At 71.7% G+C, this 23761-nt stretch carries 41 protein-coding genes; all 41 read right to left on the bottom strand.

Annotation, left to right across the window (positions count from 1 at the left end; genetic code table 11):
- Nucleotides 1-3: 3 nt before the first annotated feature.
- Nucleotides 4-1401 (bottom strand): phage portal protein, encoded by a 1398-nt coding sequence (locus tag HJD23_RS03975; protein WP_171110622.1) that lies wholly within the window; start codon nucleotides 1399-1401, stop codon nucleotides 4-6.
- 4 nt (nucleotides 1402-1405) lie between these two features.
- A complete protein-coding gene (locus HJD23_RS03980) occupies nucleotides 1406-3121 on the bottom strand; it encodes a Terminase (RefSeq protein WP_171110621.1) in 1716 nt (571 codons plus the stop codon).
- A complete protein-coding gene (locus HJD23_RS03985; RefSeq protein ID WP_171110620.1) occupies nucleotides 3111-3293 on the bottom strand; it encodes a hypothetical protein in 183 nt (60 codons plus the stop codon). The genes HJD23_RS03980 and HJD23_RS03985 overlap by 11 nt, the downstream gene beginning before the upstream one ends.
- A 13-nt stretch (nucleotides 3294-3306) precedes the next feature.
- The gene (locus HJD23_RS03990; RefSeq protein ID WP_171110619.1) at nucleotides 3307-3843 is read right to left on the bottom strand and encodes a hypothetical protein; all 537 of its coding nucleotides are present in this window, start codon (nucleotides 3841-3843) and stop codon (nucleotides 3307-3309) included.
- Between the two features lie 39 nt (nucleotides 3844-3882).
- Nucleotides 3883-4128: a hypothetical protein gene (locus HJD23_RS03995; protein WP_171110618.1), complete on the bottom strand. Its 246-nt coding sequence runs from the start codon at nucleotides 4126-4128 to the stop codon at nucleotides 3883-3885.
- Between the two features lie 12 nt (nucleotides 4129-4140).
- Nucleotides 4141-4734, bottom strand: a complete 594-nt coding sequence (locus HJD23_RS04000) for a DNA primase (protein ID WP_171110617.1) — start codon at nucleotides 4732-4734, stop codon at nucleotides 4141-4143.
- Between the two features lie 684 nt (nucleotides 4735-5418).
- Complete coding sequence (locus HJD23_RS04005) at nucleotides 5419-5703, bottom strand: hypothetical protein (protein WP_171110616.1); 285 nt, start codon at nucleotides 5701-5703, stop codon at nucleotides 5419-5421.
- A 26-nt stretch (nucleotides 5704-5729) separates the two neighbouring features.
- On the bottom strand, nucleotides 5730-6083 hold the full coding sequence (locus HJD23_RS04010) for a DUF6221 family protein (protein WP_171110615.1): 354 nt from the start codon (nucleotides 6081-6083) through the stop codon (nucleotides 5730-5732).
- A 25-nt stretch (nucleotides 6084-6108) separates the two neighbouring features.
- Nucleotides 6109-6378 carry a hypothetical protein gene (locus HJD23_RS04015; RefSeq protein WP_171110614.1) on the bottom strand — a complete coding sequence of 90 codons (270 nt, stop codon included), beginning with the start codon at nucleotides 6376-6378 and terminating at the stop codon, nucleotides 6109-6111.
- A gap of 138 nt (nucleotides 6379-6516) precedes the next feature.
- Entirely contained in the window at nucleotides 6517-6963 is a 447-nt protein-coding gene (locus HJD23_RS04020; protein WP_171110613.1) for a PASTA domain-containing protein, read from the bottom strand.
- 156 nt (nucleotides 6964-7119) lie between these two features.
- Nucleotides 7120-7581, bottom strand: coding sequence for a hypothetical protein (locus HJD23_RS04025; RefSeq protein WP_171110612.1), 462 nt, complete (start codon nucleotides 7579-7581; stop codon nucleotides 7120-7122).
- 28 nt (nucleotides 7582-7609) lie between these two features.
- A complete protein-coding gene (locus HJD23_RS42980; protein ID WP_206326044.1) occupies nucleotides 7610-7978 on the bottom strand; it encodes a helix-turn-helix domain-containing protein in 369 nt (122 codons plus the stop codon).
- Between the two features lie 93 nt (nucleotides 7979-8071).
- Nucleotides 8072-8812, bottom strand: a complete 741-nt coding sequence (locus HJD23_RS04035; RefSeq protein ID WP_171110611.1) for a GIY-YIG nuclease family protein — start codon at nucleotides 8810-8812, stop codon at nucleotides 8072-8074.
- A gap of 103 nt (nucleotides 8813-8915) precedes the next feature.
- A complete protein-coding gene (locus tag HJD23_RS04040; RefSeq protein WP_171110610.1) occupies nucleotides 8916-9620 on the bottom strand; it encodes a hypothetical protein in 705 nt (234 codons plus the stop codon).
- Nucleotides 9613-10095 carry a hypothetical protein gene (locus HJD23_RS04045; protein ID WP_171110609.1) on the bottom strand — a complete coding sequence of 161 codons (483 nt, stop codon included), beginning with the start codon at nucleotides 10093-10095 and terminating at the stop codon, nucleotides 9613-9615. Before HJD23_RS04045 ends, HJD23_RS04040 begins: the two co-directional genes overlap by 8 nt.
- Complete coding sequence (locus tag HJD23_RS04050) at nucleotides 10088-10507, bottom strand: hypothetical protein (RefSeq protein ID WP_171110608.1); 420 nt, start codon at nucleotides 10505-10507, stop codon at nucleotides 10088-10090. Before HJD23_RS04050 ends, HJD23_RS04045 begins: the two co-directional genes overlap by 8 nt.
- The gene (locus tag HJD23_RS04055) at nucleotides 10504-10812 is read right to left on the bottom strand and encodes a hypothetical protein (protein ID WP_171110607.1); all 309 of its coding nucleotides are present in this window, start codon (nucleotides 10810-10812) and stop codon (nucleotides 10504-10506) included. Before HJD23_RS04055 ends, HJD23_RS04050 begins: the two co-directional genes overlap by 4 nt.
- 29 nt (nucleotides 10813-10841) lie before the next feature.
- Nucleotides 10842-11072: a hypothetical protein gene (locus tag HJD23_RS04060; RefSeq protein ID WP_171110606.1), complete on the bottom strand. Its 231-nt coding sequence runs from the start codon at nucleotides 11070-11072 to the stop codon at nucleotides 10842-10844.
- Nucleotides 11069-12010, bottom strand: a complete 942-nt coding sequence (locus HJD23_RS42985) for a hypothetical protein (protein ID WP_206326043.1) — start codon at nucleotides 12008-12010, stop codon at nucleotides 11069-11071. The genes HJD23_RS04060 and HJD23_RS42985 overlap by 4 nt, the downstream gene beginning before the upstream one ends.
- Nucleotides 12011-12183: 173 nt before the next feature.
- Nucleotides 12184-12621 (bottom strand): hypothetical protein, encoded by a 438-nt coding sequence (locus tag HJD23_RS04070; protein ID WP_171133983.1) that lies wholly within the window; start codon nucleotides 12619-12621, stop codon nucleotides 12184-12186.
- Between the two features lie 10 nt (nucleotides 12622-12631).
- Nucleotides 12632-13123, bottom strand: a complete 492-nt coding sequence (locus tag HJD23_RS04075) for a hypothetical protein (protein WP_171111251.1) — start codon at nucleotides 13121-13123, stop codon at nucleotides 12632-12634.
- Complete coding sequence (locus HJD23_RS04080; protein WP_171111253.1) at nucleotides 13120-13596, bottom strand: hypothetical protein; 477 nt, start codon at nucleotides 13594-13596, stop codon at nucleotides 13120-13122. Before HJD23_RS04080 ends, HJD23_RS04075 begins: the two co-directional genes overlap by 4 nt.
- Nucleotides 13593-13715 carry a hypothetical protein gene (locus tag HJD23_RS44660; RefSeq protein ID WP_277347767.1) on the bottom strand — a complete coding sequence of 41 codons (123 nt, stop codon included), beginning with the start codon at nucleotides 13713-13715 and terminating at the stop codon, nucleotides 13593-13595. The genes HJD23_RS04080 and HJD23_RS44660 overlap by 4 nt, the downstream gene beginning before the upstream one ends.
- Nucleotides 13712-13963 (bottom strand): hypothetical protein, encoded by a 252-nt coding sequence (locus HJD23_RS04085; RefSeq protein WP_171111255.1) that lies wholly within the window; start codon nucleotides 13961-13963, stop codon nucleotides 13712-13714. The genes HJD23_RS44660 and HJD23_RS04085 overlap by 4 nt, the downstream gene beginning before the upstream one ends.
- Nucleotides 13960-15405 (bottom strand): hypothetical protein, encoded by a 1446-nt coding sequence (locus HJD23_RS04090; RefSeq protein ID WP_171111257.1) that lies wholly within the window; start codon nucleotides 15403-15405, stop codon nucleotides 13960-13962. Before HJD23_RS04090 ends, HJD23_RS04085 begins: the two co-directional genes overlap by 4 nt.
- Nucleotides 15406-15481: 76 nt before the next feature.
- Nucleotides 15482-15706: an Lsr2 family protein gene (locus HJD23_RS04095; RefSeq protein WP_171111259.1), complete on the bottom strand. Its 225-nt coding sequence runs from the start codon at nucleotides 15704-15706 to the stop codon at nucleotides 15482-15484.
- Nucleotides 15703-16320: a hypothetical protein gene (locus HJD23_RS04100; RefSeq protein ID WP_171111261.1), complete on the bottom strand. Its 618-nt coding sequence runs from the start codon at nucleotides 16318-16320 to the stop codon at nucleotides 15703-15705. Before HJD23_RS04100 ends, HJD23_RS04095 begins: the two co-directional genes overlap by 4 nt.
- Entirely contained in the window at nucleotides 16317-16652 is a 336-nt protein-coding gene (locus tag HJD23_RS04105) for a hypothetical protein (protein ID WP_171111263.1), read from the bottom strand. Before HJD23_RS04105 ends, HJD23_RS04100 begins: the two co-directional genes overlap by 4 nt.
- A 23-nt stretch (nucleotides 16653-16675) precedes the next feature.
- Entirely contained in the window at nucleotides 16676-18040 is a 1365-nt protein-coding gene (locus HJD23_RS04110; protein ID WP_171111264.1) for an SgrR family transcriptional regulator, read from the bottom strand.
- Nucleotides 18041-18046: 6 nt separating this feature from the next.
- A complete protein-coding gene (locus HJD23_RS04115) occupies nucleotides 18047-18295 on the bottom strand; it encodes a hypothetical protein (RefSeq protein ID WP_171133984.1) in 249 nt (82 codons plus the stop codon).
- A complete protein-coding gene (locus HJD23_RS04120; RefSeq protein ID WP_171111266.1) occupies nucleotides 18292-18717 on the bottom strand; it encodes a hypothetical protein in 426 nt (141 codons plus the stop codon). Before HJD23_RS04120 ends, HJD23_RS04115 begins: the two co-directional genes overlap by 4 nt.
- Entirely contained in the window at nucleotides 18717-18941 is a 225-nt protein-coding gene (locus HJD23_RS04125) for a hypothetical protein (protein ID WP_171111267.1), read from the bottom strand. The genes HJD23_RS04120 and HJD23_RS04125 overlap by 1 nt, the downstream gene beginning before the upstream one ends.
- Before the next feature lie 5 nt (nucleotides 18942-18946).
- On the bottom strand, nucleotides 18947-19102 hold the full coding sequence (locus HJD23_RS04130) for a hypothetical protein (RefSeq protein ID WP_171111268.1): 156 nt from the start codon (nucleotides 19100-19102) through the stop codon (nucleotides 18947-18949).
- Between the two features lie 86 nt (nucleotides 19103-19188).
- Nucleotides 19189-19677 carry a hypothetical protein gene (locus HJD23_RS04135; RefSeq protein ID WP_171111270.1) on the bottom strand — a complete coding sequence of 163 codons (489 nt, stop codon included), beginning with the start codon at nucleotides 19675-19677 and terminating at the stop codon, nucleotides 19189-19191.
- Entirely contained in the window at nucleotides 19674-20210 is a 537-nt protein-coding gene (locus HJD23_RS04140; protein ID WP_171111272.1) for a hypothetical protein, read from the bottom strand. The genes HJD23_RS04135 and HJD23_RS04140 overlap by 4 nt, the downstream gene beginning before the upstream one ends.
- Nucleotides 20207-20803: a hypothetical protein gene (locus tag HJD23_RS04145; protein WP_171111274.1), complete on the bottom strand. Its 597-nt coding sequence runs from the start codon at nucleotides 20801-20803 to the stop codon at nucleotides 20207-20209. Before HJD23_RS04145 ends, HJD23_RS04140 begins: the two co-directional genes overlap by 4 nt.
- 84 nt (nucleotides 20804-20887) lie before the next feature.
- Nucleotides 20888-21283, bottom strand: a complete 396-nt coding sequence (locus HJD23_RS04150; protein WP_171111276.1) for a hypothetical protein — start codon at nucleotides 21281-21283, stop codon at nucleotides 20888-20890.
- Nucleotides 21280-21507, bottom strand: a complete 228-nt coding sequence (locus HJD23_RS04155; RefSeq protein WP_171111277.1) for a hypothetical protein — start codon at nucleotides 21505-21507, stop codon at nucleotides 21280-21282. The genes HJD23_RS04150 and HJD23_RS04155 overlap by 4 nt, the downstream gene beginning before the upstream one ends.
- Entirely contained in the window at nucleotides 21504-22091 is a 588-nt protein-coding gene (locus HJD23_RS04160; protein ID WP_171111279.1) for a LuxR C-terminal-related transcriptional regulator, read from the bottom strand. The genes HJD23_RS04155 and HJD23_RS04160 overlap by 4 nt, the downstream gene beginning before the upstream one ends.
- Entirely contained in the window at nucleotides 22088-22711 is a 624-nt protein-coding gene (locus HJD23_RS04165; protein WP_171111281.1) for a hypothetical protein, read from the bottom strand. The genes HJD23_RS04160 and HJD23_RS04165 overlap by 4 nt, the downstream gene beginning before the upstream one ends.
- A complete protein-coding gene (locus HJD23_RS44665) occupies nucleotides 22708-23727 on the bottom strand; it encodes a hypothetical protein (protein WP_171111282.1) in 1020 nt (339 codons plus the stop codon). Before HJD23_RS44665 ends, HJD23_RS04165 begins: the two co-directional genes overlap by 4 nt.
- Between the last annotated feature and the right edge of the window lie 34 nt (nucleotides 23728-23761).

Genomic DNA, 23761 nt, shown 5'->3' on the forward strand with positions numbered 1-23761 from the left:
GCTTCAGGCGACGGCACCGGCTACCTCCGGCGCCGGCTCGCCCTCGGGCGCCGGCGCTTCCAGCGGCGTGGCGAGCAGCTGCTGCACCGCCGCCATCGCGTCACCGTCCCCGGCGAGGCGCTCCCACCGCCGGATGTCGGTGTCCGTCACCCCGGGGATCATCTCCCACAGCGCCCGCGGGGGCACTTCGAGCCCTTGCGCGAGCTTGCCCAGCGCATCCGCCACCTGCGCCAGCGACCGCGGCGTGGTGTCGCGCCAGCGCACCTGAGCAGAGGTGTCCTCCCAGGTTCCCGTGTCGCCCATCGCCAGCCCGCACAGGCGAAGCAGCTGCTCGGCCGATTCACCGAAACTCGACTGGTGCTCGGCGACGTCCTGGCGGTGGCCGGCCTCGAGCGCGGCCAGGGCCTCCGCGGAGATGTTGCTGATGCCGGATCCGACGATCAGGTTGTGCGGCGGGATCTGCGCCGTACTCGCGATGTACAGCAGCGCCTTGTCCCTGGAGTCGAGATAGCCCTTGAGGTCGGTCTGCCCGAACTCGCCGAACCGGGCCTCATGGTCCTCGGCGTGGAAGAGCCGGTCGACGCCGACGTCGAACGGCTCGCGGGGGTTGCCGTCGACGTCCTCCTCGATCGTCATGCCAGTGACCCAGCGCTGCCTGAATGCGGCGTACTGCTGCGCCATCAGCAGCGAGTAGGTGGTCTGGTTCAGCTGCCGCTGCACCGGTAGCAGCGGCTCGACCTTGCCCATCGGCCCGTCGTCGAGATCGTCGTAGGAGTCCAGAAACCGCACCACCGGACACACCCCAAGGCCATGCACCTTGGGCTGTTCCCCTTTGTCCAGCGTGATGGTGTCGCTGTCCTGCTCCACCGTGACCGGGTACTTCCCCACGCTGTCGTAGAGCGTGTACCGGTTGCCGCGCTGGCGAACGAGCGCCATCTCCGGCCACTCGTCCATCATCGGGTCCTTGTACAGCGCGGTGCACCGCCGCGGCGACAGCGGCGTGATCACCGGCACCGGCGCCCCGGGGAGCGCCAGCGCGTAGGAGACGCCGTACTGGATCGCCGCCCGGTACAGGCCCCCCTGCCGGGCGTCCATCCGGTTGGGCTGCCACACGGCATCCCACACAGGCGAGTTGTCCACCTCTCCCGATGGCCGGTAGCCGTCCACATACAGGGCCTGCGCGAGCTGCGTCACCACCAGCGGCAGCACATTGAACCGGGACTGGTCGACCAGCCGCCGGTATTCCTGGGTCGCCTTCTGCGGCACGTAGATGTCGTTCACCTTGTTACGCACCGCGGCGTGGATCGGGTCCAGGCGCCGGGCCTCCGTCTGCCGTGCCTGCAGGAGCGCCGTCACCGCTTCCCGGATGTCCTTCTCCGAGCGGAGGTCCTCAGCAGCCACCGGTTCACCTCCACCCGATCACACGCCCCGTACGGCGCTTCTTCTTCGCGCGTTCGGCCTTGTACTTCGTCCACGCCGGTGAGGCGAGCAGCAGCCGGCGCACCATCCGCGCGCCGATCGCACAGACCGCGAGGTCGATCTTGTGCGGGGACTCGCGGTTCTCCTTGGCGATGCTGACGCCGTACCGGTTCGGCCGGCGCCGCGCGTTGAGGACGTGCCGCTGCAGCCGCGAGTCGCCGTCGTGCGTCAGGTCCCGCTCGCGGATATCGATCTCCGCGCGCACGCAGGCCTCGGTGAAGTCCCGCACTCGGCCGCGCATATCGAAGGCGACCGGGTGCGCTCGGGCTCCGACGGTGGCCTGGATGAGCAGCTGCTCGCCGAAGTCCTGAGCCCAGGTGTCGATGTAGGACTCGAAGTCCTTCACGTCCCCGAAGAACGCCAGCACGTTGCGGTCCTCGAAGACTGCGCGGACGACGCGGTCGACGTCCGCCCGGTCGACCTCCCAGTGCTCCCCTTCCGGGCCCAGCGGTTTCTCCCAGCAGCCGAGGACGAAGACGTGGCCGGTCTCGACGTCGCAGCCGACGAGGCCGGTGGCGTCGTCGGTCTTGGAGCCGTCGAAGAACATCACCATCGGCGCGTCCTCGGCGACGAGCAGCTCGGGCTGCGCGCACGCTGCCCAGTCGGGCTTCGTCGTCCACGCGTCCCGGGCCGCGGTCGGCTGGTTGAAGAAGTAGCGCTGTGACTCTTCTGGGTCTTTCTCGACGTTCCAGAACTCCGACTCGACGATGCCCCGCAGGTCCAGCGCGTCGGCGAACGGCCCGTACACCTCACGCAGCGCGGCGACCATGGCGTCCATGTCGGTCAGGTCGACGTCGGCCGGCGCCTCGCGGTGATCCCACAGCAGCCTGCGTTCGCGCGTCTTTCCCTCGGCGATCAGCTTCGCGCGCTCGTGCAGCTTCTCGAACACGCTGTTCTCGCCCGGCTGGTACATCGTTGACGTCAGCAGCGCCCATGGCGCGGCCTCGCGGCGCTTGCGCAGGTTGCGGTCGACGGTGCGGTACATCTGCCGCAGCTCCGGCAGGACGTAGAGGTGTGGCTCGTCGAAGATCGCGAGCGTCTCTTTACCGCCGTCGCGGGAGGCGGCGGCCGCCGTCGACGGCCGCACCTCGCCGCCCTGCGGCAGGAACACCCGGGTGATGCCGGCCGTGTTTGACGGGAGCCCCTCCGACAGGGGACCGTGCTCGAGGTTGAAGTTGATGTTGTCGTACGTGTTCCCGGTCTGGGACTCCTCGGTGGCCAGGCAGCGGATGAACGGGTACGTCACCGGGCGCCCCATCGGCTCGCCCGGCTCGTACTCGTAGACGAAATCCCGCCACCGGTACCGCTCACCACCAGTCGCCCACCCGGCGAACCGCACCGGCGCGAACGCCTCGGCCAGACCGATGAACCCCGCCAGCTCCGACTTCGCGCGGCCCTTCGCACGCGAGATCGCGACCGTGTCGTACAGGCGCCGCCCGGTCTGGTCGTGGGCATAGCAGTCGAGGATCAGGCCGGCGAACTCATCGTCCAGCGGGAGTGCGTCGAGGCCGTGCCGGGGGTGCAGTCCGCGTCCCTGGACGTCACCGGGGCCGTGGACGCAGAACCACTCGATCCACGCCAGCACCACCCCGAGCGCCCGACGCCGCGTGTGCTCAGGGTGCCGGACGAGCTCACGAGGCATCGCGAGGAGGAAGCTTGGACAAGTCGACATCCCCGGCGAACACCACGACCTCCGCCAGCCCAAGACGCTCCCTCAGCCACGAGAGGGGATACTCCAGGTCCTCGGCGGCGGTGTCCCCGACATTCGCCAGCACCAGCACGTCGCCGGCTTCCAGCTTCACCAACTGCGCCATGAATACCTCCCGGTCACGATGCGTCGGTCAGCCTGCGCCGGCGCGATGTCAGATCGGCCACGCCCTCCGGGGGCGTCGCCGCGGGGGCGGTCTGTGCGGTGCCGTCGTCGACGACGGTCCACCGCAACGCGGCCATGCCCTTGGGGGTGAGGCCGAGGCGGTCGTCGAGCTCACGCATCTCGCGGCAGATCGCCAGCCTGCCGGAGGCGAGGGCGGCGAGCCGCTGCAGCAGTCCCTTGAGCTCGTTGGCGCCGGCGGCGTCGGCGTCCAGGAGCTCGGACAGCTCGAGGGAGTTGACGGTGCCGAGCGCGGCGAGGTCGTCCTCGAGGGACGCGCGGCGCGCGATCATCGCCTCGTGGCCCGGGGCCCAGGCGCACGCCTGCGGCGTGGACCAGGCCCACTTCCACCATGCGCGGCCGACCTTGCCGAGTTTGGCCCAGGTCGGCGGCCGCGGCGTGGGTGCAGTGCGGCCGCCGACCGGGAGCTTCGTGGTGGGGACGGTGGGCGCGTTGCGGCGCCGCTTGTTCTCCGCGGGCAGCGGTCCGGGCATCGCCGTCACCTCCTCGGCGGGAGGGCGGCGCGGGCGCCCTCAGCTGGGGTCGGGGAACTCGATGACGTACTCGCCTCGGGCAGCGGGCTCGGGTCCCTGGTAGGTGCGGACGTCGGGCGCGTCGTCGTCCTTGCGCCACTGCAGTTGGATCACGACGTCCTTCAGCCGGATCTCGCCGTGTCCCCAGCCGCTGATGACGACGCCGGTCGTCTGCGTCGTGCCGCTGAGACGCTCGACGGCATCAGCGAGTGCACGAAGGTCAGCGGCGGTGAACAGCTCGGGCATCGGGCCCTCCGGTCAGAGCAATGAGTCGAGGACGTCGGTCAAGTCGGCCAGGTGCAGCGGCGCCTGGTGGTAGCGGTGGCCGAGGGCGATGTACCGGCCGGAGCTGTAGGCCTCGATGCAGGCGCCGTCCGGCCGGCGGATGCGGCGGCCGCGCGTCAGGCGCCCGCGGCCCCAGATGTGCAACCCGGTCCCCGAGGGCGAGACCTCGACGAACGTGGCCGGGCAGCTCTTGAGGATCGAGGCCGCCCACGGGGCGAGCCGGCCGCCGTCGAGGCAGTGGTCGAGGTCCAGGACGACGACGTCGTCACCGTCGGCCAGGACGTAGCCGAGCCCGGCACCGTGCGGCGAGCGCGCCGCCTCGGCGTGCGTGCGCCAGGTCGACGGCGCCGTGGTGGAGGCGCGGCGCCCGGTGTCCGCTCGCAGGGGCGCCTTGTCGTCGCCGCGGCGTACCCACCGCCGACGCTCGCGGAGCTCAGCAGGGACGGCGTTCCGGGCACGATGCGCGGCCACTCGGCAGCGGGTGCTGCAGAACCGCGGGGGCCGGCCGACGCCGGTACGGCGCAGCTCGGCGCCGCAGGGCTCGTACTCGCACGCCGTCCGGATCACGCCTCCCAGCCTACCAGGGCGTGTAACGAAATGAGGCGCTGACCAGCAAAGATGCTGCACCCCGTGGAGGTCGAGGGCCTGTGTGCCCGTCTGCCGTACAGGGGGTGCGATCACCCCGGCGCCTCTGCCTCAGGCCACGCACGCCCCCGCCTCGCCCCGGCGCGGGGCCAGACTCCGGAACCCGTACACGGCGCGAGTTGCTATGCCGCACCGGGGGCCAGAGCGAGAGACGAGCGGGGGCACCCCCCACCCCATTTGGGAGATCCCTTTCAAAACGGCGGAAGATCAAGATCATTTCGAGAGACGTCTCGACGTGCGCTCGGCGCTCGCTGCGTGGTGATCAGGCCTGGGTGAGCGGGGCGTGGCCGTTGTCGGCTGGGGAGTTCGCCGCGTGCGGCGCGGGCCTGTAGTGCGGTGCGCTTGCGGTGGTGGTAGCCGCAGAGCGTGCGTAGGTTGTCGAGGCGGTGATCGTCTGGGTCGCCGATGTGGTCGGCGTCTGTGCCCTGGTTGGTGCAGCGCTGGCCGTCGTCGATCCACGTGCACTGGTTGCCGTCGCGTTCCAGGGCTTCGGCCCTGAGGGCTTTCCATCCCCGGGGTCTGGGGGTGGTGCGCCATTGTGAGGGTTCTTCTTTCCAGTGCCCGTCTGCAGGGGTGGGGGGCATTGCGCGTCGCCTCCTGCGTGGGTCAGTTGACGTGCGCGTTTTGGGCGAGTTGGAGCCCGGCCTTCTGGAGGAACTCGTCCAGGTCGATGTCGCTGTTGCCGTTGTCGTCGTGCCATTCGATGATGGGCAGCTTGTTCAGGTCCCAGGTGTCGGGGTCTTCGCTGGGCTGCGCGTCGACGCTGCCTATGCCGTGCCGGTAGCGGAGGTAGAGGTACTGGCCTTCGGTCGTCCAGGCGTCCCATTGGGATGGGCAGGCGTGGCATGTCTGGACGACACGGGCAAGAGTGAGGCTGCGCTCGTCGCTCATGGTCACTACCTTCTGCATGGGTCGGATCACGGCCGCCACTCCTCGCGGTAGCCGGGCCGGTCGGCGTACACGGCGGCGAGCGTTCGCACAATCGCGCGCTGGGAGTTGGTGGCGCCCGTCATTAGCTCGTGCGGCTCCCTGCCGGGTTCCGTGTTGCGTAGCGCGACCTCTGCGCTTTCCAGCCCTCGGAGGATCTGCCGTTTGGCTTCGATCTCGCGCAGTACCCGAGCTGGCTCGTGGGTTTCGATGTGCCGTTCGACTGCGGGAAGGCTGATCTCTAGCCAGGAGAGCAGCTCGCTGATGTGGCCCTCCGCTGCCCGCGCGGTGCGCTCGTCGGTGTCGAGCTGCTCGCCGAGCCACCGTGCCAGGTCCTCTGTCATGCCGCCATTCTGGCTGACGGTGTGGTTAGTCGTCGTCGACGATGCGGCGTTCGGTGAGGAAGGCGCCGTGGTCGAGCTGAACGAATTCGAGGAGGCCGAGGGTTTCCCAGGTGCGTTGGTCGGGGCTGGTGAAGCAGCTGAGGGTCTTCTCGCCTTGTTGGTCGGCGGTGACGGTGATGACGACCGTGTTGAGGAGCATTTCGTGTTTGGTGCGGTGCAGGACGGTGGCGATGGCGTCGTGGACTTCGGCCGCCACCTTGTCGTGCTCCTGGTCCTCGTCGTCGTGGTCGGCCACGGCTGCTCCTCTCGTTGCACGGGGGCGCCTCCGGGTTCAGGTCACCGGAGGCGCCCCCGTGTGTCGTGGGGAGCCGCCTGCGTCACCTAGGCGCGTCACTGCCTCGTTGGTACGTGGCAGGCGGCGGCTGTTGGGTGGTCAGCAGGTCTCGTCGAGCTTGACGGAGTAGATGGCGACGCGGAGGGCGTCTGTGGCGCCGGGCGCCGGGTCCTGGCGGCAGACCTTCCAGTTGCTGTTGTCGAGGATCCAGCGGCCCTCGGGCGACGCGTCCTCCTCGTTGACCATGAAGCCTTTGCTGCGTAGCAGGCTTTGGGCCTCGCCGTGGTTCATGCCGACGACGTCGGGCACCTCGCTGGTCTCCGGCTCGGTCTCGTCGGCGCTGGCGTCGGTGGCGGGCGCGGCCGTGTCGGTCTCGGTGGCGGGCGTGTCGGTCTCGGTGGTGTTGGTGTCCGGTTTCGTCTGGCCGCTGGTGTCCTCGGTAGCGGTGTCCGGCTTGCTGGAGCTGCTGTCGCTGGTGCTTTCGCAGGCGGTGAGCGTGAGTGCTGCGACGGCGGCGAGTGCGGCGGCGATGGTGCGGATGCGCATGGTCCCCCCTGGGAGTGGTGTGGCTGAGGGGCCATGATGCGCGGCGCGGGCCCGGGTGTGTGGGTCCTGTGACGGGGCTGTGACGGTTCGTTCGAGAGTCCGTGTCAGTGGGTGCTGATGCCGACGAGGCGTAGGGCGGAGAATAGCGCGGTGGACTCAACGATGTTGCTCGGCGTGGCAGGCATCAGCGGAACGCTCCTTGGGACGGTAGTCGGAGCGCTTGGCGTGCTGGGCGCGGCCAGGATCACCAGTCGGGCGCAGGCCGAGACGGAAGAACAGAAGGCCCGTCGACAGGCGTACAGCGCGTGCGCGACTGCTCTCCTCGCCCGGCAGGACGCTGCGACCGCACTCCTGGAGGTGTTCAGGGACGAGGACTTCGACCAGGGCGCCGTGCAGGCACGGCTCCAGGACGTTGACGAGCAGCGTGCCATCGTCGCGCGGGCTGTCGGCGCAGTGGCCATCGAGGGCCCACACAATGTCGCCCACCGTGCTCAGATCGCCTCCCAGGCCATCGAGCTGCTGTCCGGACGACTTCGCGACTGGGTCGTCATAGTCGCCGGCGGCCGCGACCGCAACGAACTGCTTCAGAGCCAGCTGCAGTTCGCTCTCCGGGACCAAAGCGATGCAGAGCAGATGCTCGACGGCTTCACCGCTGGGTGTCGCAAGGTGCTCCGTCCCGCTGAAAGTGACTGGCCAGCGCGGAGGCGTATCCTGCGACGCCGCTGAGCGGTGTGTCGGTGCAGGGTTTCCAGTCGGGGTGGCGGCCGCCGCGTTTGGCGCGGTCGGCGCCGTTCTCCCAGGCGTCACGTTCGGCTTGGGCGAGGGGGCCGAGGTGGTAGAGGCGGGGGCCATTGCCGGACAGCGGGACGTGGGTGATCTTGCCTCGGTGGGCCCATTGGCGGATGGTGACGGGTTTGACGCCGAAGTGGGCCGCGGCCTGGGCGACGGTGAAGAGGGTGCCGGGCTGGATCTCGTCGAGGGGCGGGTTGGGGAACTTCGGCTCGGCGGGAGGCACAGTCTCACCTCCCCCGGGTGTGGCGCAGGCCCCGGAGCGGTGCTCGCGGGGCCTGGGGTGGTTTTTGGGCAGGGGGTGGCTGCTGTTTCGACGTTACAGCGTGGGTGCGGGGTTGTCGATGTTGGTTGGTGCAGGTGAGACGGGCCGGAGGCGTTCGGCGCCTCGCAGGTCGCTGATGTAGGCGATGAGCGGCGGGGTGAGGCGGAACCATTCGCCGTTGAGGCGGTAGCGGGCGAAGGCCTGGTGGAGCTCGCGTTCGCGGCGCGTGTAGCCGGGTTCGGTGGCGAGGAGTTCGGTTTCGGGGGCGTTGATGTCGCGCATGCGCTGGGCGAGGTTGAGTGTCTTGCCGATCTTGACGGCTGTGCCGGAGCGGACGAAGTAAACGAGGCCGTGCGCCTCCTGGTCGGCTTGCTCGCGGTCTCGCTGTCGTCCTTCGGGGGTGCGGCGTTGCTGCAGCTGCCTGTCCCGCTCTGCAACCTCGCGCATCCAGTGATCGATGAAGGGCTGCTCGTATTCCATCGCTTCCAGCTGCATGCGGGTGCGTTCGATGGCGATGAGGGTGGCGAGTTCATCGTCTGGGCGTGTCCACCAGCTGGCGTAGCGGCGTAGGCCGGTGGAGGTGAAGTGGTCGTCGCACAGCGGCAGGGGTTCGGTGATGGCGGGCGGCAGCCGGCAGGGTTCGCCGCGGTGGGCGCCGACGCATTGGGTGCTGCGTTGGGCGGGGATGGTGAGGTGGATGCGGTTGCCGCAGCCGCAGCGGTAGTGGCCGCGGCCGCGGGGTGCGTCGGGGGACATGGTTCTGCCGCAGGCGCAGCGCACGGTAGGTTCCGGCATGCCGGTCTTCCCTTCACGGATCGGCCGTGCCCTGGGACGGAGGACAGCCGTCGCCAGGGCGTTCGATTTCCATGATTCCGTGGGGGTCTGACAATGCCCCTGTCTACGGGGCCTGCTGACGTTCTGCCAGCCTGGCGAGGACGGCGTTCGCGTGCTCGTCGTACGCCTCGCGTTCGAGGTGGTGGCCGCAGGCCTCGCAGCGGATGTCCCACTGCCCGTCGACGGTGACCAGGGCGAGGGCCTCGCACTGGGGGCAGGGCGCGGCCATGGCGTGGCGGTGGGGTGTGGCGTGGGTGAGGTCGCGTATGCGGCGGATGAGGTTGCCGAGCTGCTCGTGGAAGTCGTCGACGAGCGGGAGGGTGAGGGTGAAGGGGAGGTAGGCGAGGAGCCAGTTGCACCAGCCGGTGATGGTTTCGCCTCGGGTGGGCCATGCCTGTTCGCAGGGTGTGGTGTGGGCGGTGCCGTGGGGGTCGCGGGTGGCGGCGGGGTAGTGGTAGGCGATGTGGCCGGCCCAGGCGCCGAGGGTGGCGGTGATGGGCGCGGTGCCGTCGTCGTCGGGGCCGGTGGGGTCGTAGCGGCCGGGGCCGAGGAGGGTCAGGACGCGGAGGTCGGCGGGGATGGGGGCGTGGGCGCGGCCGGTGCCCCCGATACGGCCGGCTGTGGGGCGTGCGGAGGGTGCGACGAAGGCCTCCAGCAGGGCGGCTTGGCGTGGGAGTTCGGTGAGCCACGCGCGTAGTTCGTCGGCGTGGAGCTGGCAGGCGCGGGAGCCGTCGGGCGCGGTGCGGGTGCAGATGATGCAGTTACTCACGGTGGGCCTCGGGGGTGGTGCGGGGTGTGGCGGGTTCGCGGTAGGGCTCGGTGGGGAGTTGCTGGCCGGTGTGGAGGGCCCACCATCCGGCGCAGATGAGTTCGCCGAGTGGGAGTTCCTTGGTGGCGCCGGCGGGTCGGTAGGTGGCGAGGGGCTGGTAGGTGCCGCCGTGGCCGGTGGTCATGCCGTGGTGGCACCAGAACGGGCCGTCCTCGGTTTCGGGGAGCTGCATGCCGGCGTTTTCGAGTTCGGGTGAGCCGCGGCGGAACGCGCAGTCGATGCAGGCCTTCCGCATGACGCCGGGTGGCCGTGGGGCTGGGGTGAGCTCGTTTTCGGCCCAGCCGCCGACGTCGTTGGTGAGGCCGGTGCCGTGGCAGTGCAGGCAGCGGCCGGTGGCGGGCCCCATGTCGCCGTTCGTGCAGTAGGGGCAGCGCCATCGGTAGATGACGAGTTCGCCGCGGGTCGGCCTAGTCACGGTTGGCCTCGGCGTGGTTGCGGCTGGCTGCTCGGCGGGCGTGGGTGAGGATGGCGGGGTCCTGCAGGAGTTCGGGGATGGAGCGTTCCTCGCGGCCGTCGGCGACGCGGTCGTGGCCGAGGAGGAGGTCGCGGAGCTTGTCGAACTCGGCGATGACCTTCGCGGTGGACGTGCGCATCTGCTCGCTGGTCGCCTTCCTCACGGCGTCGATCGCGGCGGTGACTTCGGCTTTCATGGCGGCCTCGACCTTCTCCCGGCAGAGCTGGGTGGCGAGGTCGTGGGTGGACTCGATGAGCTCGCGGGCGGTCTTGATCTCGTAGCGGAGGTCCTTGAGGGTGCCGCGGGCTTCGCGGATCTCCTCGCGCAGCTGGTCGCGGATCTGCGCCAGGTCGTCGGTGGCGGGCTGCTTCATGGGGTGGGTGCTCCGGTGTAGGTGTGGCAGTGGGCGCAGTAGCCGTAGCGCTTGTCGTCGGGGTGGTGGGAGGTGCGGCGGCAGCGGGGGCAGCTGAACGGCAGCGGGCCGTACTGCTGGTCGAGTTGAGCGACGATGTGCGCCTCGGTACGGCCGCCGACGATGGCGATGCGCAGGGGCGGCAGGCCGAGCTCGGCGAGGTTGACGAGGATCGGTTCGTTGGCCATGAGGCGGGTGACGTTCTCGCCGGACAAGCCCAGGAGGACGACGGGGCCGGTGTGGTCTCGGATGACGGCCTTGATCATGATCGTTCTTTCGGGGCGGTGGGGCGCGGTCATTCGTACTGGCGGGTAGGGGTGGGGTTCGCGCGCGTACGCGCGTCTGCGTTTCGCGCGCGTGTTCGCAGGTGCGCGCGTGCGCGCGTGAGGGCGCCGAGGGTGCCGCGGATGGCCAGGGTGGCGGCGAGGGCCAGGGCGACGGCGGCGAAGATGCCGGCGGCGAGGCCCGCGGCGGCGACGGCCTCGGTGTGGTCGGGGCAGAACGCGTTGGGCGGGCAGTCGGTCATCTCGTCTGGTCTTTCGGCTCGTCGAGGGCGCCGGCGGTCGTGCGTCGGTCGATGGCTTCGATCCAGGCGACGGCGACGGCGGCGACCTGGACGAGCTCGGCGCGCAGTCGAGCCGGGTCGCGTTCGGCGTTGGCCTCGGCGACCTCTTCGGCGAGCACGGCGGACCAGGTGCCGTAGCCCGCGCCGAATGAGTCCTGGCACCAGCGGCGCGCGCTCTCGGCGGCGTCCTGCTGGTCCCTGTTGCCGGTGCCGTCGGGGTGGTTCTGCTCGCCGAACTTGGCGTCTTGGCGGGTGCGTTCGTAGCCGATCTCGGCGAGGACTCGGGGCGTTGCCGTGCTGGCGGCCTTCCGGTAGGAGCGGAACGGCCGGTCGACGATGATCCGGCTGGTGTCGTCCCCCGTGCCGGACGGCTCGGCGGGCGGGCGGATCGCGTCGTGCAGCTCGGCCAGGTGCTCGCGCCACCACTGGAAGTAGCCGGTCATGGACGTGCCGAGCGGCGGTCCGGCCTTCACCCAGCGTTCGTAGAGGGTGATGACGCGGCTCACGTCCTGTTCGGCGGATCGATGGAGCGCGGCGAGGACGCGTGTGGTCTTCTCGGCCTGGGTCGCTTCGGTCGCTGCCGGACTGGACGGCTCGTCGAGGGCGGGTTCTTCGTCCACCGTGCGCGGCTCGCTGGCCTGGGGCTTCGGCTCGGGGTGGACGAGGTTGGGCGCGGCCGGGCCGGAGTCGTCCACCTTGGGCTCGTCCAGGGCGGCGCTGAACGCGTCGTGGGCTTCGTCGTCGAGGCCAAGTTGGTTGGGGTCGGTCTCGCCTTGCAGTGCTGCGCGGATGCAGGCGATGGCGTGGGCGGCGGGGATGTTGCTGCTGTTGATGGCGTGCTGGTGCCAGTGGGCGGCGGTGAAGTCGGCGGCGCGCAGGCGCTTGTCGGGGCTGCTCATCTCGGTTCCTTGCGGGTGTGGTTGGGGCAGGTGGGGTCGTGGTGGAAGCCGCAGCTGGTCCACCAGGTCTCACAGCAGGCGGCGTGGAGGACGTCGATGACGGTGTCGTTGATCGCTTCGGTGGTCTGGGTGTGCTGGGTGTGGGCGCCGTGGCGCGCGCCCCTTCCTCGTGCTCAGGCGTTGCCGAGGTGCTCGTCGATCTGCTGCCGCGCGAGGCCCTCGATGAGCGAGGACTCGACAGCAAGGTCGGTCAGCGCCTGGCTCCAGTCGGTGAAGTGGACGGCGCGGTCGTCGAGGTAAGCGACGGCAGGGAACTTCCGGTCGGTGACCAGCAGTAGGCCGCGAACGTTCCAGAACGGCTTGCGGCGGCCGTACCAGGTGCGCGGCAGACGGGTCGTGCAGTCGATGCTGTAGCCGGAAGTGCGCTCGATCCAGCGGGCGACCTGCCGCGGGTTGCGGGTGGTGTGGACGAACACCGCGTAGTGGTCGATCAGGTGGTGAAGTGCGGTGAGGGCGCCGGGCTTGTAGTCGCCGTAGATGGTGCCGTCGGCCCAGCCGCGCTCGTAGGTGTGGATGACGCCGTCGAAGTCGATGGCGAGTGTGGCAGTCATGGTCAGCTCCTCAGTCGCGGCAGTTGGGGCAGCGGTCGCCGTACGTGCAGCCGCAGACGGGCTCGGCGGCGGTCGGGTTGGCGGGCTTCCGGTGGGAGCGGAACGGCCGGTCGACGATGGGCGCGGCCGGGCTGGAGTCGTCCACCTTGGGCTCGTCCAGTGCGGCGCGCAGCTCGGTCGCGGCGCCGCCATAGGCGCGGAGGACAGCCCATCGGGAGGCCAGCTTGCGCACGCGGGCGATGGCGGCCTCGGCCTGCTTGGTGCGCTGCTCGGCCTTGGCGCGCATGCGCTGCGCTTCCTTCCACGCCTGCCGGTAGGTCTCGCGCTCGCGGGCCACGGTCTCCGTGTTGCGGGCGTGCTGCTCGGCGGTGGCCTCAGCGTCCTCCAGGCGCACGGCCAGTTCGGCGGCCTGCTTGGTGGCGTGTTCCATGCGGGCGGCGCGGAGCTGGAGGGCGTCGAGTTGGTCGCTGGTGATCGTGTCGACGGTGTGGCGGTCGGTCATCGCTGCTCACCGCCGTCCGGCTGCACTCGCCACGCGGTCGGGTCGTGCTTGTGCTCCCGGTCCGGCATGACGATGTGGTCGCCGCGCAGGCCGTAGCCGATGACCTGGCCGGGGCGGAGGTGGGGGTTCCCGGCAGACGTGCCCGTGCAGGCGTCGGCGGGGCCGCATGCGTCGCCTTGGTGGCGGCCGTGCTTGCAGCGGTCTAGGTCGGCGACGAGGGCGGCCCATACGCCGTCGCTGCTGCGGTGGTCGAGCGTGGGCAGCTGCTGCGGTTCGGTGCGCTTGAGGGCGTGCACGATGCCCGCGATGACGGCTTCGACCTTGGCGTGCAGCGGCGAGTACATGACGCGCTCGGAGCAGTGCAGTGCGGCGTTGGCCTGCGCGTGCCGGGAGAGGTGCAGGAGGCAGTTGCTGAGGGCGTCTTCGGCCTTCGCCAGTTCGCGGCGGAGGTCGGTGATGGTCGGGTCGGTCACGTGGTCTGGTCCTTCCTGGTGCGGGTGGTGATGGCGTGTGCGGCTCGGTGGAGGCCGAGGAGGGCGGCGCTGATGAATGGGGCGGCGGCGATGCCGATGCCGATGGCTCGGGCGATCACGCGGCCTCCTGGTAGTCGTGTGGCGGCTTGACGCGGGCGCGGGCGATGCGTCGGGCCTGGAGGCGTCCGCGTGCCCACGACGGGCCGCTGAGGGGCCGCCGGAGTGCGCGCCACGTGGCCCGTACGGTCCACCAGGCGACCGCGATCACGGCGTGCAGGGCGAGGGCTGCGGCGAGCGAGGTGAGGACGATCCAGGCGAGGAGGCCCCAGCCGAGGGTGAGGAGCGTGTCGACGGCCTCCCCGATCACGTCTGCGCCCCGTCCTGCCGCGCCCCGGCGGCGGGCGAGTGGTGGGCGCAGCCGCAGATCTCGGCAGGGCACTTGCAGGTCCATGCCTCGGCGGCCTCGTCGGGGCGCTCGGCGTCTGGGGCTTCTTCCTCGTTGACGGTGTGGTCGGGGAGGCGGAGTTCCGGCCTGCCGTCGGCGCCCCGGCCAGCGGCGAGGAGTTCCCGCAGCACCTCGGCGACCATGCGCGGGCTGACGAGGCGGCTGGCGGGCCATCCGTCGGGGCCCTGCTCGTGCACGCGCATCTCGGCGAACTGGTTGCCGAGTTCGGTGAACCGCTTCGTGAGGACGGCTTCGAGGGCCTCTGGGAGCGCGCTGGTCTCCAGGCAGTCGCCGCAGCCGCATCCGCTGAGGAGGCAGGCGTCTTCGTGGTGGAGTCGGGTCGGGTGGCCGCACACGCACTTGGGGTCCGCAGGCGTCTCGGTGTCGGGCTGCTGCTGCGCCTCGTCGGCGAGCTCGGTGTCGAAGCAGCGGCAGTCCGGGCCACCCCACCGGCCGGGGCACGCGTGGACGGTGTCGTCGGTCTCGGTGGGCTGCGCCTCGGCTCCGTGGAGTTCGGCAGCCCGTTCCCGGATGGCGTCCCACGGGGCGCTGGTGCCGAGGCCGAGCGCGAAGGACAGGGCGAGACGGTGCGCCTCGACCACGTCCGCGTCGGTCTCCTGCTGCTGCGCCTCGTCGGCCATGCGGCGCAGCTCGGCCTCGATCACCTGGGCCCCGTACAGCGAGGCCGCCCGGTTGCCGGACTCGCGGGCCGTGCGGCGCAAGTACCGGGCGGCCTCACGCCATCCCTCGGCGGGCGTGCCGAAGGGCTCCATCCCGCAGGCGTCGCAGTTGCCGCACATGTCGACGCAGACGAGTTCGTCTCCCTCGCCGTCGTCTGCGGCAGCCGGTGTCTCGTCGGCCATGCGGCGCAGCTCGGCGGCGGCGTCCTTCTGACCCAGCGCATATGGCGAGTTCCGGGGCTCGTCGGGCCACTTGGCGAAGAACCGCTCCATGCCCGCGTCCAGCCGGTCGGCGCCTTCGCGGAGGACGGCGCCCCGGTCGGCGGCCTCGGGCAGCACGTCGGCGGGCTCGGGCAGCACGGCCAGCACCGCGTCAGCCATCGCCTCGAACACCTCGCGGTCGGCTGCGTAGGCGTCAGCCCAGTGCGGGTCACGGGGCGGGCGCTCGCGCTCGTACAGGGCCTCCGCGATGCGGTCGCGGAGCGCGGCCCGGTTGGTGGCGGGCGTCTGCTCGGCGGCCGCGTCCGCGTCGATCACCGCGTACAGCTCGCTGAGGCCGATCAGTTGCTTCCGGTGGAGACGGGCAGCGTCGCGGATCTGGTCGAGTCGGTGGGTGGCGATGCCGAGATTGGCCAGCGTGGTGAGGAACTTGCGGTTCTGGTCGGCGGCGGTCGGGTCGGTCATGGTGTGGCTCCTGGTGGGTGTGGTGGGATGGGCGGGCGGCCGCCCCTGATGTCCGCAGGGGCGGCCGTACGCGTGCTCACTCGGGCTTGTTGGCGGTACGCCAGGCCTCGAGGACGCGCTTGGGGATCTGGCCGACGCGCGGGCAGTCGATCCCGTTCGCGTCGGCCCACGCGCGCACGGTGCGGGTGTCGAGGGCGCGGCAGACGGCGACATAGGCGCCGGCGAGGAGGATCGTGAGCGCGGCGGCGATGCCGAGGAATGCCGCGATGGCGAGGCTGGTGAGGGTGTAGTCGGTGGTCATGCGTCTGGTCCGAAGATCGCGGTGTAGGCGTGGTCGGCGCGGGCGTGGGCTTGGCGGATGCGGTGGTCGGTGTGGTGGGCGCCGGCGATGCAGTCGGGTTCCTCGCAGGTGCGGCGCAGGTGCCCTTCGGGTTCGCGGCCGTGGTGTTTCTCGAACGCGACGGCGCGGGCGTTGTAGGTGCGGCCGGAGGCGGTCAGGGTGAAGCCGCGGCCGGCGCGGGGCCCGGTCCACAGCAGGTGCTCGCCGGTCGCGTCGGGTTTGGCGTGCCGGGTGAAGGCCTGGTCGACGGTGAGTCGTCGGGCGCCCCAGACGTTGTGGAGGCCGGGCACGGGGATGCCGTGTGCCTTGCGCAGGTCGCAGATGCGGTTGGGGCTGAGTCGGGTGGCGGCGTAGATCTCGGCGTGGGTGGCGCCGTTGCGGAGCATGGTGACGGCCTGGTCCTCGAGGGCGGCGAGTTCGGCGCGGGTGCGCTTGGCCCGGCCGGGCGGCACGGGGATACCCAGGGCGTGCCGGGCGTGGCTGATCGCGCCGTCGCTGACGTGCAGCTGCTGCTTGATCTCGGCGTAGGTGGCTCCGGCACGGAGGAGGTCGGCGAGGTCCTGGCGGATGTTCACCGGCCCCACCTGCGCACGGGTCGTACGCCGCGGCGGCCGCGTGGGATGCCGGGTGTGGGGGTGCGGCGGGGTGCGGGGACGGGGCAGGTCACGACGTGGGGCATGTGGAGGTTCTCGCCGGCCTCGGGGGTGGGCCGCTCGCGGGTGAGCTGCCGCACGAGCCAGCGGCCGGTGTGGTCGACGCGTACGGCCTGGTTGCCGTCGGGGTTGCGGTCGCGGTCGACCATCTGGGCCTTCTGGTTCACGGTCACGCACCAGATGACCAGGGCGAGGCATCTGGGACAGGTGGCAGGCCCGTTGGGGGCGGGCGGGCGCGTGGTCGGGTAGGGCATCGCATCGGGTCCTTTCGGCGGGGTCATGCGGCTGTGCAGGTGTGGCACAGGCCGCCGGGGAGGGGCTGGCGGGAGGGCGCTTGGCATTCGGTGCACTCGTGCCAGGGGGCGGTATGCGGGGGGTGGGCGCCGCGGGCGCGGTCGGCTTCGAGTTCGGCGCAGGCCTTGCAGGGGAGGCCGGTGTAGCGCTGGAAGCCGTAGTGGCAGTCGGTGGTGCCGCACTTGCCGGGACGTGGGGGGAGGGCAGCGCCGAGGAGCCACCGGCCCGGGTCGCGGATCTCCTCGGTGGGTGTCCAGCGGCGCATCCTGGCGAGCTGGTCGCGGATGTCCTCGGCCCAGATGCCGTCATCGAGCTGGCGGCCGATCTCGCGGGCGATCCGCCGGACCAGGTACGGGCTGATGCCGGGCAGCAGGTCGCGTACGGGCTCCAGGACCGTCCACACACGCGGGCTGAGGGTCAGCTGGGGGCCGTCGTACGGGCGGCGTGGCCGGGGCACGGCCGGGCGGAACGTCACCGGGGCGTGAGCGGCTACCGGATAGTTACACCCAGAACCGTTACCGGCGGTATCCACAGGAGTGGCGGGCTTACTACCGGTACCTCGCCTACGGCGGAAAGCCCCACCCACCTGCGTGGTGCTCCCGTCAGTCAGTCCAGTGTCTTCCTTGATCGCGAGGGATCCGCCATCCGGGTCCGGACCCGATCCGCCATCTGTGTCCGGTCCCGCAGGGTCGGGGACCGGGTGGAGGGGGTGGTCGTGGACGGTGATCTGGTGGCGTCCCTGACGGCCCTCACGGCGGTGGACAGTGATCCAGCCCAGCGCCTCCAGCTCGTCGACCAGGCGCCGCGCCGACCGCTCCGTGACGCCCAGGAGTGAGGCGAGCTCGGCGGCCGTCGCAGGCGTGTTCGTGGCGTCGGCGTAGGTGAGGGCGCAGTACGCGGCGAACAGGGCCGGACGCAGCGTCTTGGCCGCGGCCACGGGCACGTACGCGAAGTGCTCGCCCGGTGCGACGGGCCGCATGCGGCGCTCGGCGCTCTCGCCCTTCCCGCCGGCGGCGGTGTGCCGGGTGACCTCCATCTCCGGCACACCGTCCGGGCCCTGGGCGGCGAGCTCGGCCAGGCGCCGCTCGGCGGTGCGCTTGCCGTCACCCATGTACGCGGCGAGGGTGGCGACCGTGGCGCGGCAGCGGCGGCCGCGCTGCGCCAGAGCGGCGACCTGGGCGGCGTAGCGGACCGCGCCGTGCGAGTAGTGCCCGCTGCCCCACACCCGCTTCGCGAGCTTGACCTTCTGCCCGTGCCAGGGCGGCAGGACCGTTTCTGCCCGGCCAGCACCACCGGCCCCACCACGGACGTGGCGGGGCTCAGCAGCGCTGGCGGGCAGACGGTTCACGAGGTCCTAACTGGTGTCGTCGGCGAGTTCCTCGCCGCCGGGGACGGTGTAGGTGGCGCCGCACGGGCCCGTGCGGATGCCGGGGCTGATGTGGCGGTGGACCATGCCGCAGCCGCCGTCGCCGTCGCAGGGCACGGCGTACTCGATGCGGTTTCTGGTCTTGATCGGGCCCGCTGGGACGGCGGAGGGGCCGCCCCAGCGGGCCGGGTCGGCGGGCAGCAGTGGTAACTGGCCGGGCACGTGGATGTCGGTCACGCAGGGCCCCCGGCACGTGCGGTACTCGGGGGCTCCTTGCGCGTGGCCGCCGCCGGGAGGGTGAGGGTGACCGGCCGCGGCCGCGGCTCGTCCCAGCCGTGGATGGACGGGCGGGAGATGTAGCCGTCGTGTTCCAGCTGGGTCAGGGACAGGCGGACGTATCGGCCGCGCAGCCCCGCCTCGACGGTCAGGTTCCGGGCGTCCTGGACGTTCCCGGCGGCCAGGTAGCCGCTGTCCCCGGCGTGGTGCGCCAGGATCAGCGCGACCAGACGCGCGTTCGCGTGCAGGTCGCCGGCCATCACGGCCTGCTCCCACACACGCCGGTCGTAGCGCGGCGCGGTGGGCATCGGGGCGGCCTGGCCTCGTACGCCGGTGGCGATGTCACGGGGTGTCGGTATGGCTCTGCCGAACAACTCGGGCATCAGGAACTCCTTTTGGCCGTGCCCGGGCAGGTCCGGGCGTGGTCGTCATCGATGTGCTCGGTGAAGTAGGCGACGTCGGCGGCCCCGAAGGCCTCGCTGCTGCAGCCGTGGCGGCAGGTGAACCGGGCCCAGGGCAGGCTCAGCCACTTACCGCGGCGGTGGTGCCAGTCGCCGCAGTCGACCCACAGGCCGTACAGCTCGGCGGGCGCCCACCAGCCAGCCACGGCGCTTACCTGCCGTCCCCGACAGCCGAAACAGGCGGGTACGGGGGCGGGTTCGGGCTGGGCTGCGGGACGGCGGCCGACGGCGCCCCGTCGAGGCCGGCCACGATCAGCAGCACGGCGGCCGCGGCCCCGGCCAGCACCGCGTAGGCACGGATCAACACCAGCCACCTCCAAGAGAGATCGGTCGTGCGTGGGGTGGGCCGGCCGCCCCGCAGCGGGGGGAGGGACGGGGCGGACGGCCCGGTCATCAGGCGGCCCGCCGTACCCGGGCCGTCGGCCGCAGCCACATGGACACGACCTCGAAGGCCTGGCCGTCGCGCAGCAGTCCGCGAGCCCTCGCCGTGCGATAGGCCGTGGCGAGGCGGTCGACCGCGAAGTCCACGACGTGGGCCGGGGACTTGGCTCCGGTGCGCTGCAGCAGCGCCAGGTCCTCGGCCAGGCCCGGGAACTGGTCCAGGTCGATCACCAGACGGCGGCCGCCGGTGGGGGTGTGGCCGACCAGGGTGTCGAGGTGGCCAGCCACCTTGTCAGCCACCGGCCGTTCCTCGTCGGCCACTTCGGCCACCGGCTCAGCCACCGCACGAGTGACCTCGGCCACCGGCTGAGGCAGCGGCCGCTTCAGCAGCTTCTCGGCCTCGTACCGGCTGATACCGAGCTCCCGGGCGATCCGGCGGGCGCCCCACCTGCGTTCGTTCTTCAGCCGGTGCGCCTCGGCGTGCGGGTCGACGGCGCTCACTCGACGACCTCGTCGGCGGCCCACGCCTCGCACGCGGCGTCCAGCTCGGCGTGCCGCTCCCACGAGTCGCCGATGATGCCGCCGTCCCACTTCGCCAGGCCCCCGTTGTGGAAGTGCCCGGCTCCGATCTCGCGGGAGATGACCTTGCGGGCGGCCTCCACCACGGCGGCCGGGCTGGCGTAGCCGTAGACGGGGAGCACCGTGGGGTACTCGTTGGATCCGTCGTCCTTCAGCTCGGCGAACTGCCAGAGCGGGCCACGTTCCGGCTCGCCGTGCTCCTCCTCGATGCCGGTGTGCCACTCCCAGATCAGCAGCAGTCCGTGCGGCCATGCGGCGTCGGTCGGGATGTCGTCGTGGTCGAGGTCGTGGGTGTTGCTCGGGTCGAGGGTGATGACGGCGTCGAGGTAGCAGTACGTGCCGCGGGTTTCGCCGTCGTCGGTCCAGCACCGGTCGGTGAGTTCCAGTCCGGCGGCGGTGAGTGCGTCGCAGACGGCGGTGATGTACGGATCGTGCGGGAGGGTGCGCGTGTTCACCGCTCACCCCCGATGTGGACGGGGCGGCCGTCGCGGACGATGGTGAGCCGGTGCGGGCCCGCTTCCATCCACAACTCCGAAAGCGGGTCCGGGTCGTCCTCGACGGCGAAGCAGCCCACCATGCTCTGGTCGGTGGCCTCGGGCAGCGTGTGGGCGAGCAGCTGCATGGACAGGAAGCCGCCGTCGCCCGCGGCGATGACGTACGTCTCGCCGAACGCGGCCATGTCGCCGACCGCCTCGTAGTGGACGTGGACCAGGTCACCGGGGCGCCCCGGGTACCAGGGCGCCGAGGTGAGCTGGGCGTGCCCGTCCATCAGCGCGCCCACCTCGCCGACGATGTCGCGGCGGCGCTTGGCGTCCTCGGCCTGCTCGACCGGGCTCGCCTCCCGGCTGGCGTCGGTCAGGTGCAGCTGGGCAGCGATCTTCAGCGCGAGGACGTCGACCTGCATGGCCCACGGCTTGGGGGCCTCTGGGTGGTTGGGGTCCTCGATATGAGCCAGCGCACGCCCGTAGATCAAGTCAGCGGCAGGCACGTTCTCGACGGGCTGCTTGAGAACACGGGTGATGGCCTTCAGCGCCTCGGTACGGCGCATGTGATGCTCCTTCAGTTGTGGCCGGACGAACGGGACGGTTGTCAGGGCACGTCCCGGCCGCCCGGGGGATCGGGGAGGGCACGGTCAGGCGCTGGCGCGGATGGCGGCGGCGGCGAGGTCGAGGCTGGTGTGCCGCACCCACGGCACCGCGAGCGAGTCGAGCGCGGTGCCAGGGCGGACGCGGCCCAGGACGGGGCCGCACTGGCAGCGGCCGACCAGGTCGCTGCCCTCGTACGAGACGACCAGGGCGTGACCCGCTGCCTCGCTTCCGGCCAGGGCGCCGGCGGTGGCCGCGTCCCATTTGGTGAGGGCGGTGTCGAGGGCCTCGGCGAGCTGCGGCACGGTCGCCGTCCACTCCGCGTCCGTGGAGCCGGGGCCGAGCCCCTGCACCAGGCGCTCACGCAGCTCGTGCGCGAGGAGGCGGCGGTGCAGGACGGGGCGGCGCAGGACGGTGGCGATGGTGTCGGCGCGGGTGGTCACGGGGTACCTCCAGGTGCGCGATGGCGGCCGGGGCCGGGGAGGCGGGTGTGCGGGTGGTCGGCGTGCCCCCACCGGGACGGCGGGAGCGGCGGCGGGACGGCCCGGACGGGCTGGCCGATCGGCGGCAGCTGGCGGCGTACGGACCACACGGGCCAGTGGTCGGCGATCACCGCCACGGCCAGTAAGACGCCCATGGCGACGGCGAAGGCCAGTAACCAGATCACGGGGCGACACCCCCGGTGATCTGCTGTGGGGTGATCCATCCGGCGGCCATGCACAAGGCCACCGCCTGGGCGACGCTGCGCGCCTGCAGGCGCGAGACCGCGCGCTTGCGCTGCGAGCGGACCGCGTCGTACGACAGGCACAAGCGGCTCGCGGTCTCCTCCGGTGACTCACCGGCGGCGGCCGCGGCGATCGCACCGAGCTCCGCCGAGGACAGCGGGCAGTCCCGCAGCCGATCCGCAGTGCGGGCCGCGGCCGCGAGGACCTCCGCGCGCGGGGCCAGGGCGGCCGCCTGGCGCAGCCGTCCGACCTCCTCCAGCAGCACTAGCCGCAGGCGGTCCAGGCGGTAGCCCTCGCGGAGCAGGTGCTGCTCGGCCTCCGTGCGCGGCCGCCACTCCTGCCCGGGGTAGGGCGGCCGCGGCCGGACCAGGCCCGCCCGGCGCATCTGCGCGATCGCCCTGTCGGTGAGGACTGCGGTGGGCTGGGTGGCTCCGCCCGCAGACGGCTGGCTGCCGTCGCGGGTGCACTTCCCAACGCCCACGCCGAGCCCGCAGGACTCGCGCAGGTTCGACTCGCGGGTGCTCACCGGCCCTCACCACCCGACGGGGGGAGCTGGGCGGCGATCCACTTCGCGGCCGCCGTCACCGACCGCAGCGGCTTGTCGCCACCGCTGTTGCGGGCCCAGTCGATCCGGCCACGCAGGTACTTGGAGTCACGCGGGTCGGTGGCCGCCGTCCAGGTGACGCCGCCGAGCTTGCCGCGGGACTGCATGATCGCGCCGACGACGTCGGCGCGGGTGACCCGCGTGACGCCGGGACGGGTGACGAGGAAGTCGTACGGCTCGTCACTGGACAGGCGGCCGAAGTTGAGGAACGGCTCGCCCGGCCACAGCAGCAGCCCGGCCACCTTGCGGGGCGGCAGGCCGTAGCCGTGCGTGGTGTTCGCGGTCATTCCGCTGCTGAAGTCGCCCTCGCCGCGGAAGACGAACGCGGCCTGGCAGGACGGGCACACGATCCGCACCGTGGTGCGCGAGTATCGGTCGGCGTGTCCGCACTGGTCATTGGGGCACTTGTGGGCGTCGCCGCTGTACCGCTCGCGGAACTCGCCCTCGTCGGTGCGGAAGTCGACCAGCCACTGCGGCCGCTTGCAGGCCGCGAGGTGCTCCGGCTGCTCCCAGCCGAGATAGGTGGCCTGAACGGTAGTCACAGTCCACCGTCCAGGTCGGCGCGGTCGTCGGCGTCGGCGAGCTGTTCGCCGGCGCGGGTGAGGGCGCGGGAGACGCAGGCCGGGGTGCAGTACCAGCGGGCGGGCTCGTCGAGTCCGCCGATCTGGACGCGGGTCCAGCCGAACAGGTCGGCGGGGTCGAGGTCGTGGTCCGTGCCGCAGGCCTGCGAGTGGGGGCAGGGCGCGTGGATGTCCCGGACGATCTCCGCGTCGAGGAGGGAGGCGAGGGCCTGGCGCTCGTCGCGGGTGAGGACGAGGTGGGCGCGGCCGCCGTGCGCGGTCACGCAGTCCACCACGGCCCGCTGGTCCTCCGCCCCCTGCTCGGGGACATCGACGCTGCGGGTCCAGGCCAGCGTCATGGGGACGTCGGCGTAGGGGGCGGTGTCGTGGGCGGCGGCGAGGATCTCGCGGACCAGCATGGTGTCGTTGTCCGGGCGGCCCTCGATCGCGCGCATGACGCGGTCGAGGCGGTGCTTGAAGTCGGTCATGATGGCCAGCTGCTCGCCGCGCTCGGCGAGCTCGGCGGCGTACTCGGCGCGGGCCTGCTCGCGGGCGGCGTCCTCGATGGCCTTGGCCCGCTGCGGGTCGAAGAGGATGCCGGCGTCCTGCTCGGCCTGTGCGAGCTCGTGCGGGGCTTCGTGGCCGTTCTTCATCGCTGCGGTGAGCACGCCCGTGGCGGCCTGTACGGGGGTGATGGCGGGGGCGTGGTCCGTGCAGTGCAGGACCTGGCCGCCGGACAGGTAGCGGCGTCCCTGCGGGCACGGCGTCAGCGGACCCTTGCGGGTTCCGCAGTCGGCGCACTGCGGGAACAGCGGCTCCGGGCGGTCCACCACCAGGTGCGCGGGCACGCCCGGGTTCGAGGGCGCCGGCGCGGCCGGGTCTCCGACCGGGACGGGCAGCGCGACGCCGAACGTGGCGAACGCGGCCTGCACCGACGGGGGCTGCTGCGGACTTTCCGGGGGCAGGGCCCCGGGCGGGTTCTGGGATGATGCGGTCACGGTCTCCACTCCTGGTGAGAGGTTTGGGTGTGGA

This window comes from Streptomyces sp. Z423-1 (assembly GCF_013009255.1).
In the GTDB taxonomy this organism is placed as follows: Bacteria; Actinomycetota; Actinomycetes; order Streptomycetales; family Streptomycetaceae; genus Streptomyces; species Streptomyces gossypiisoli.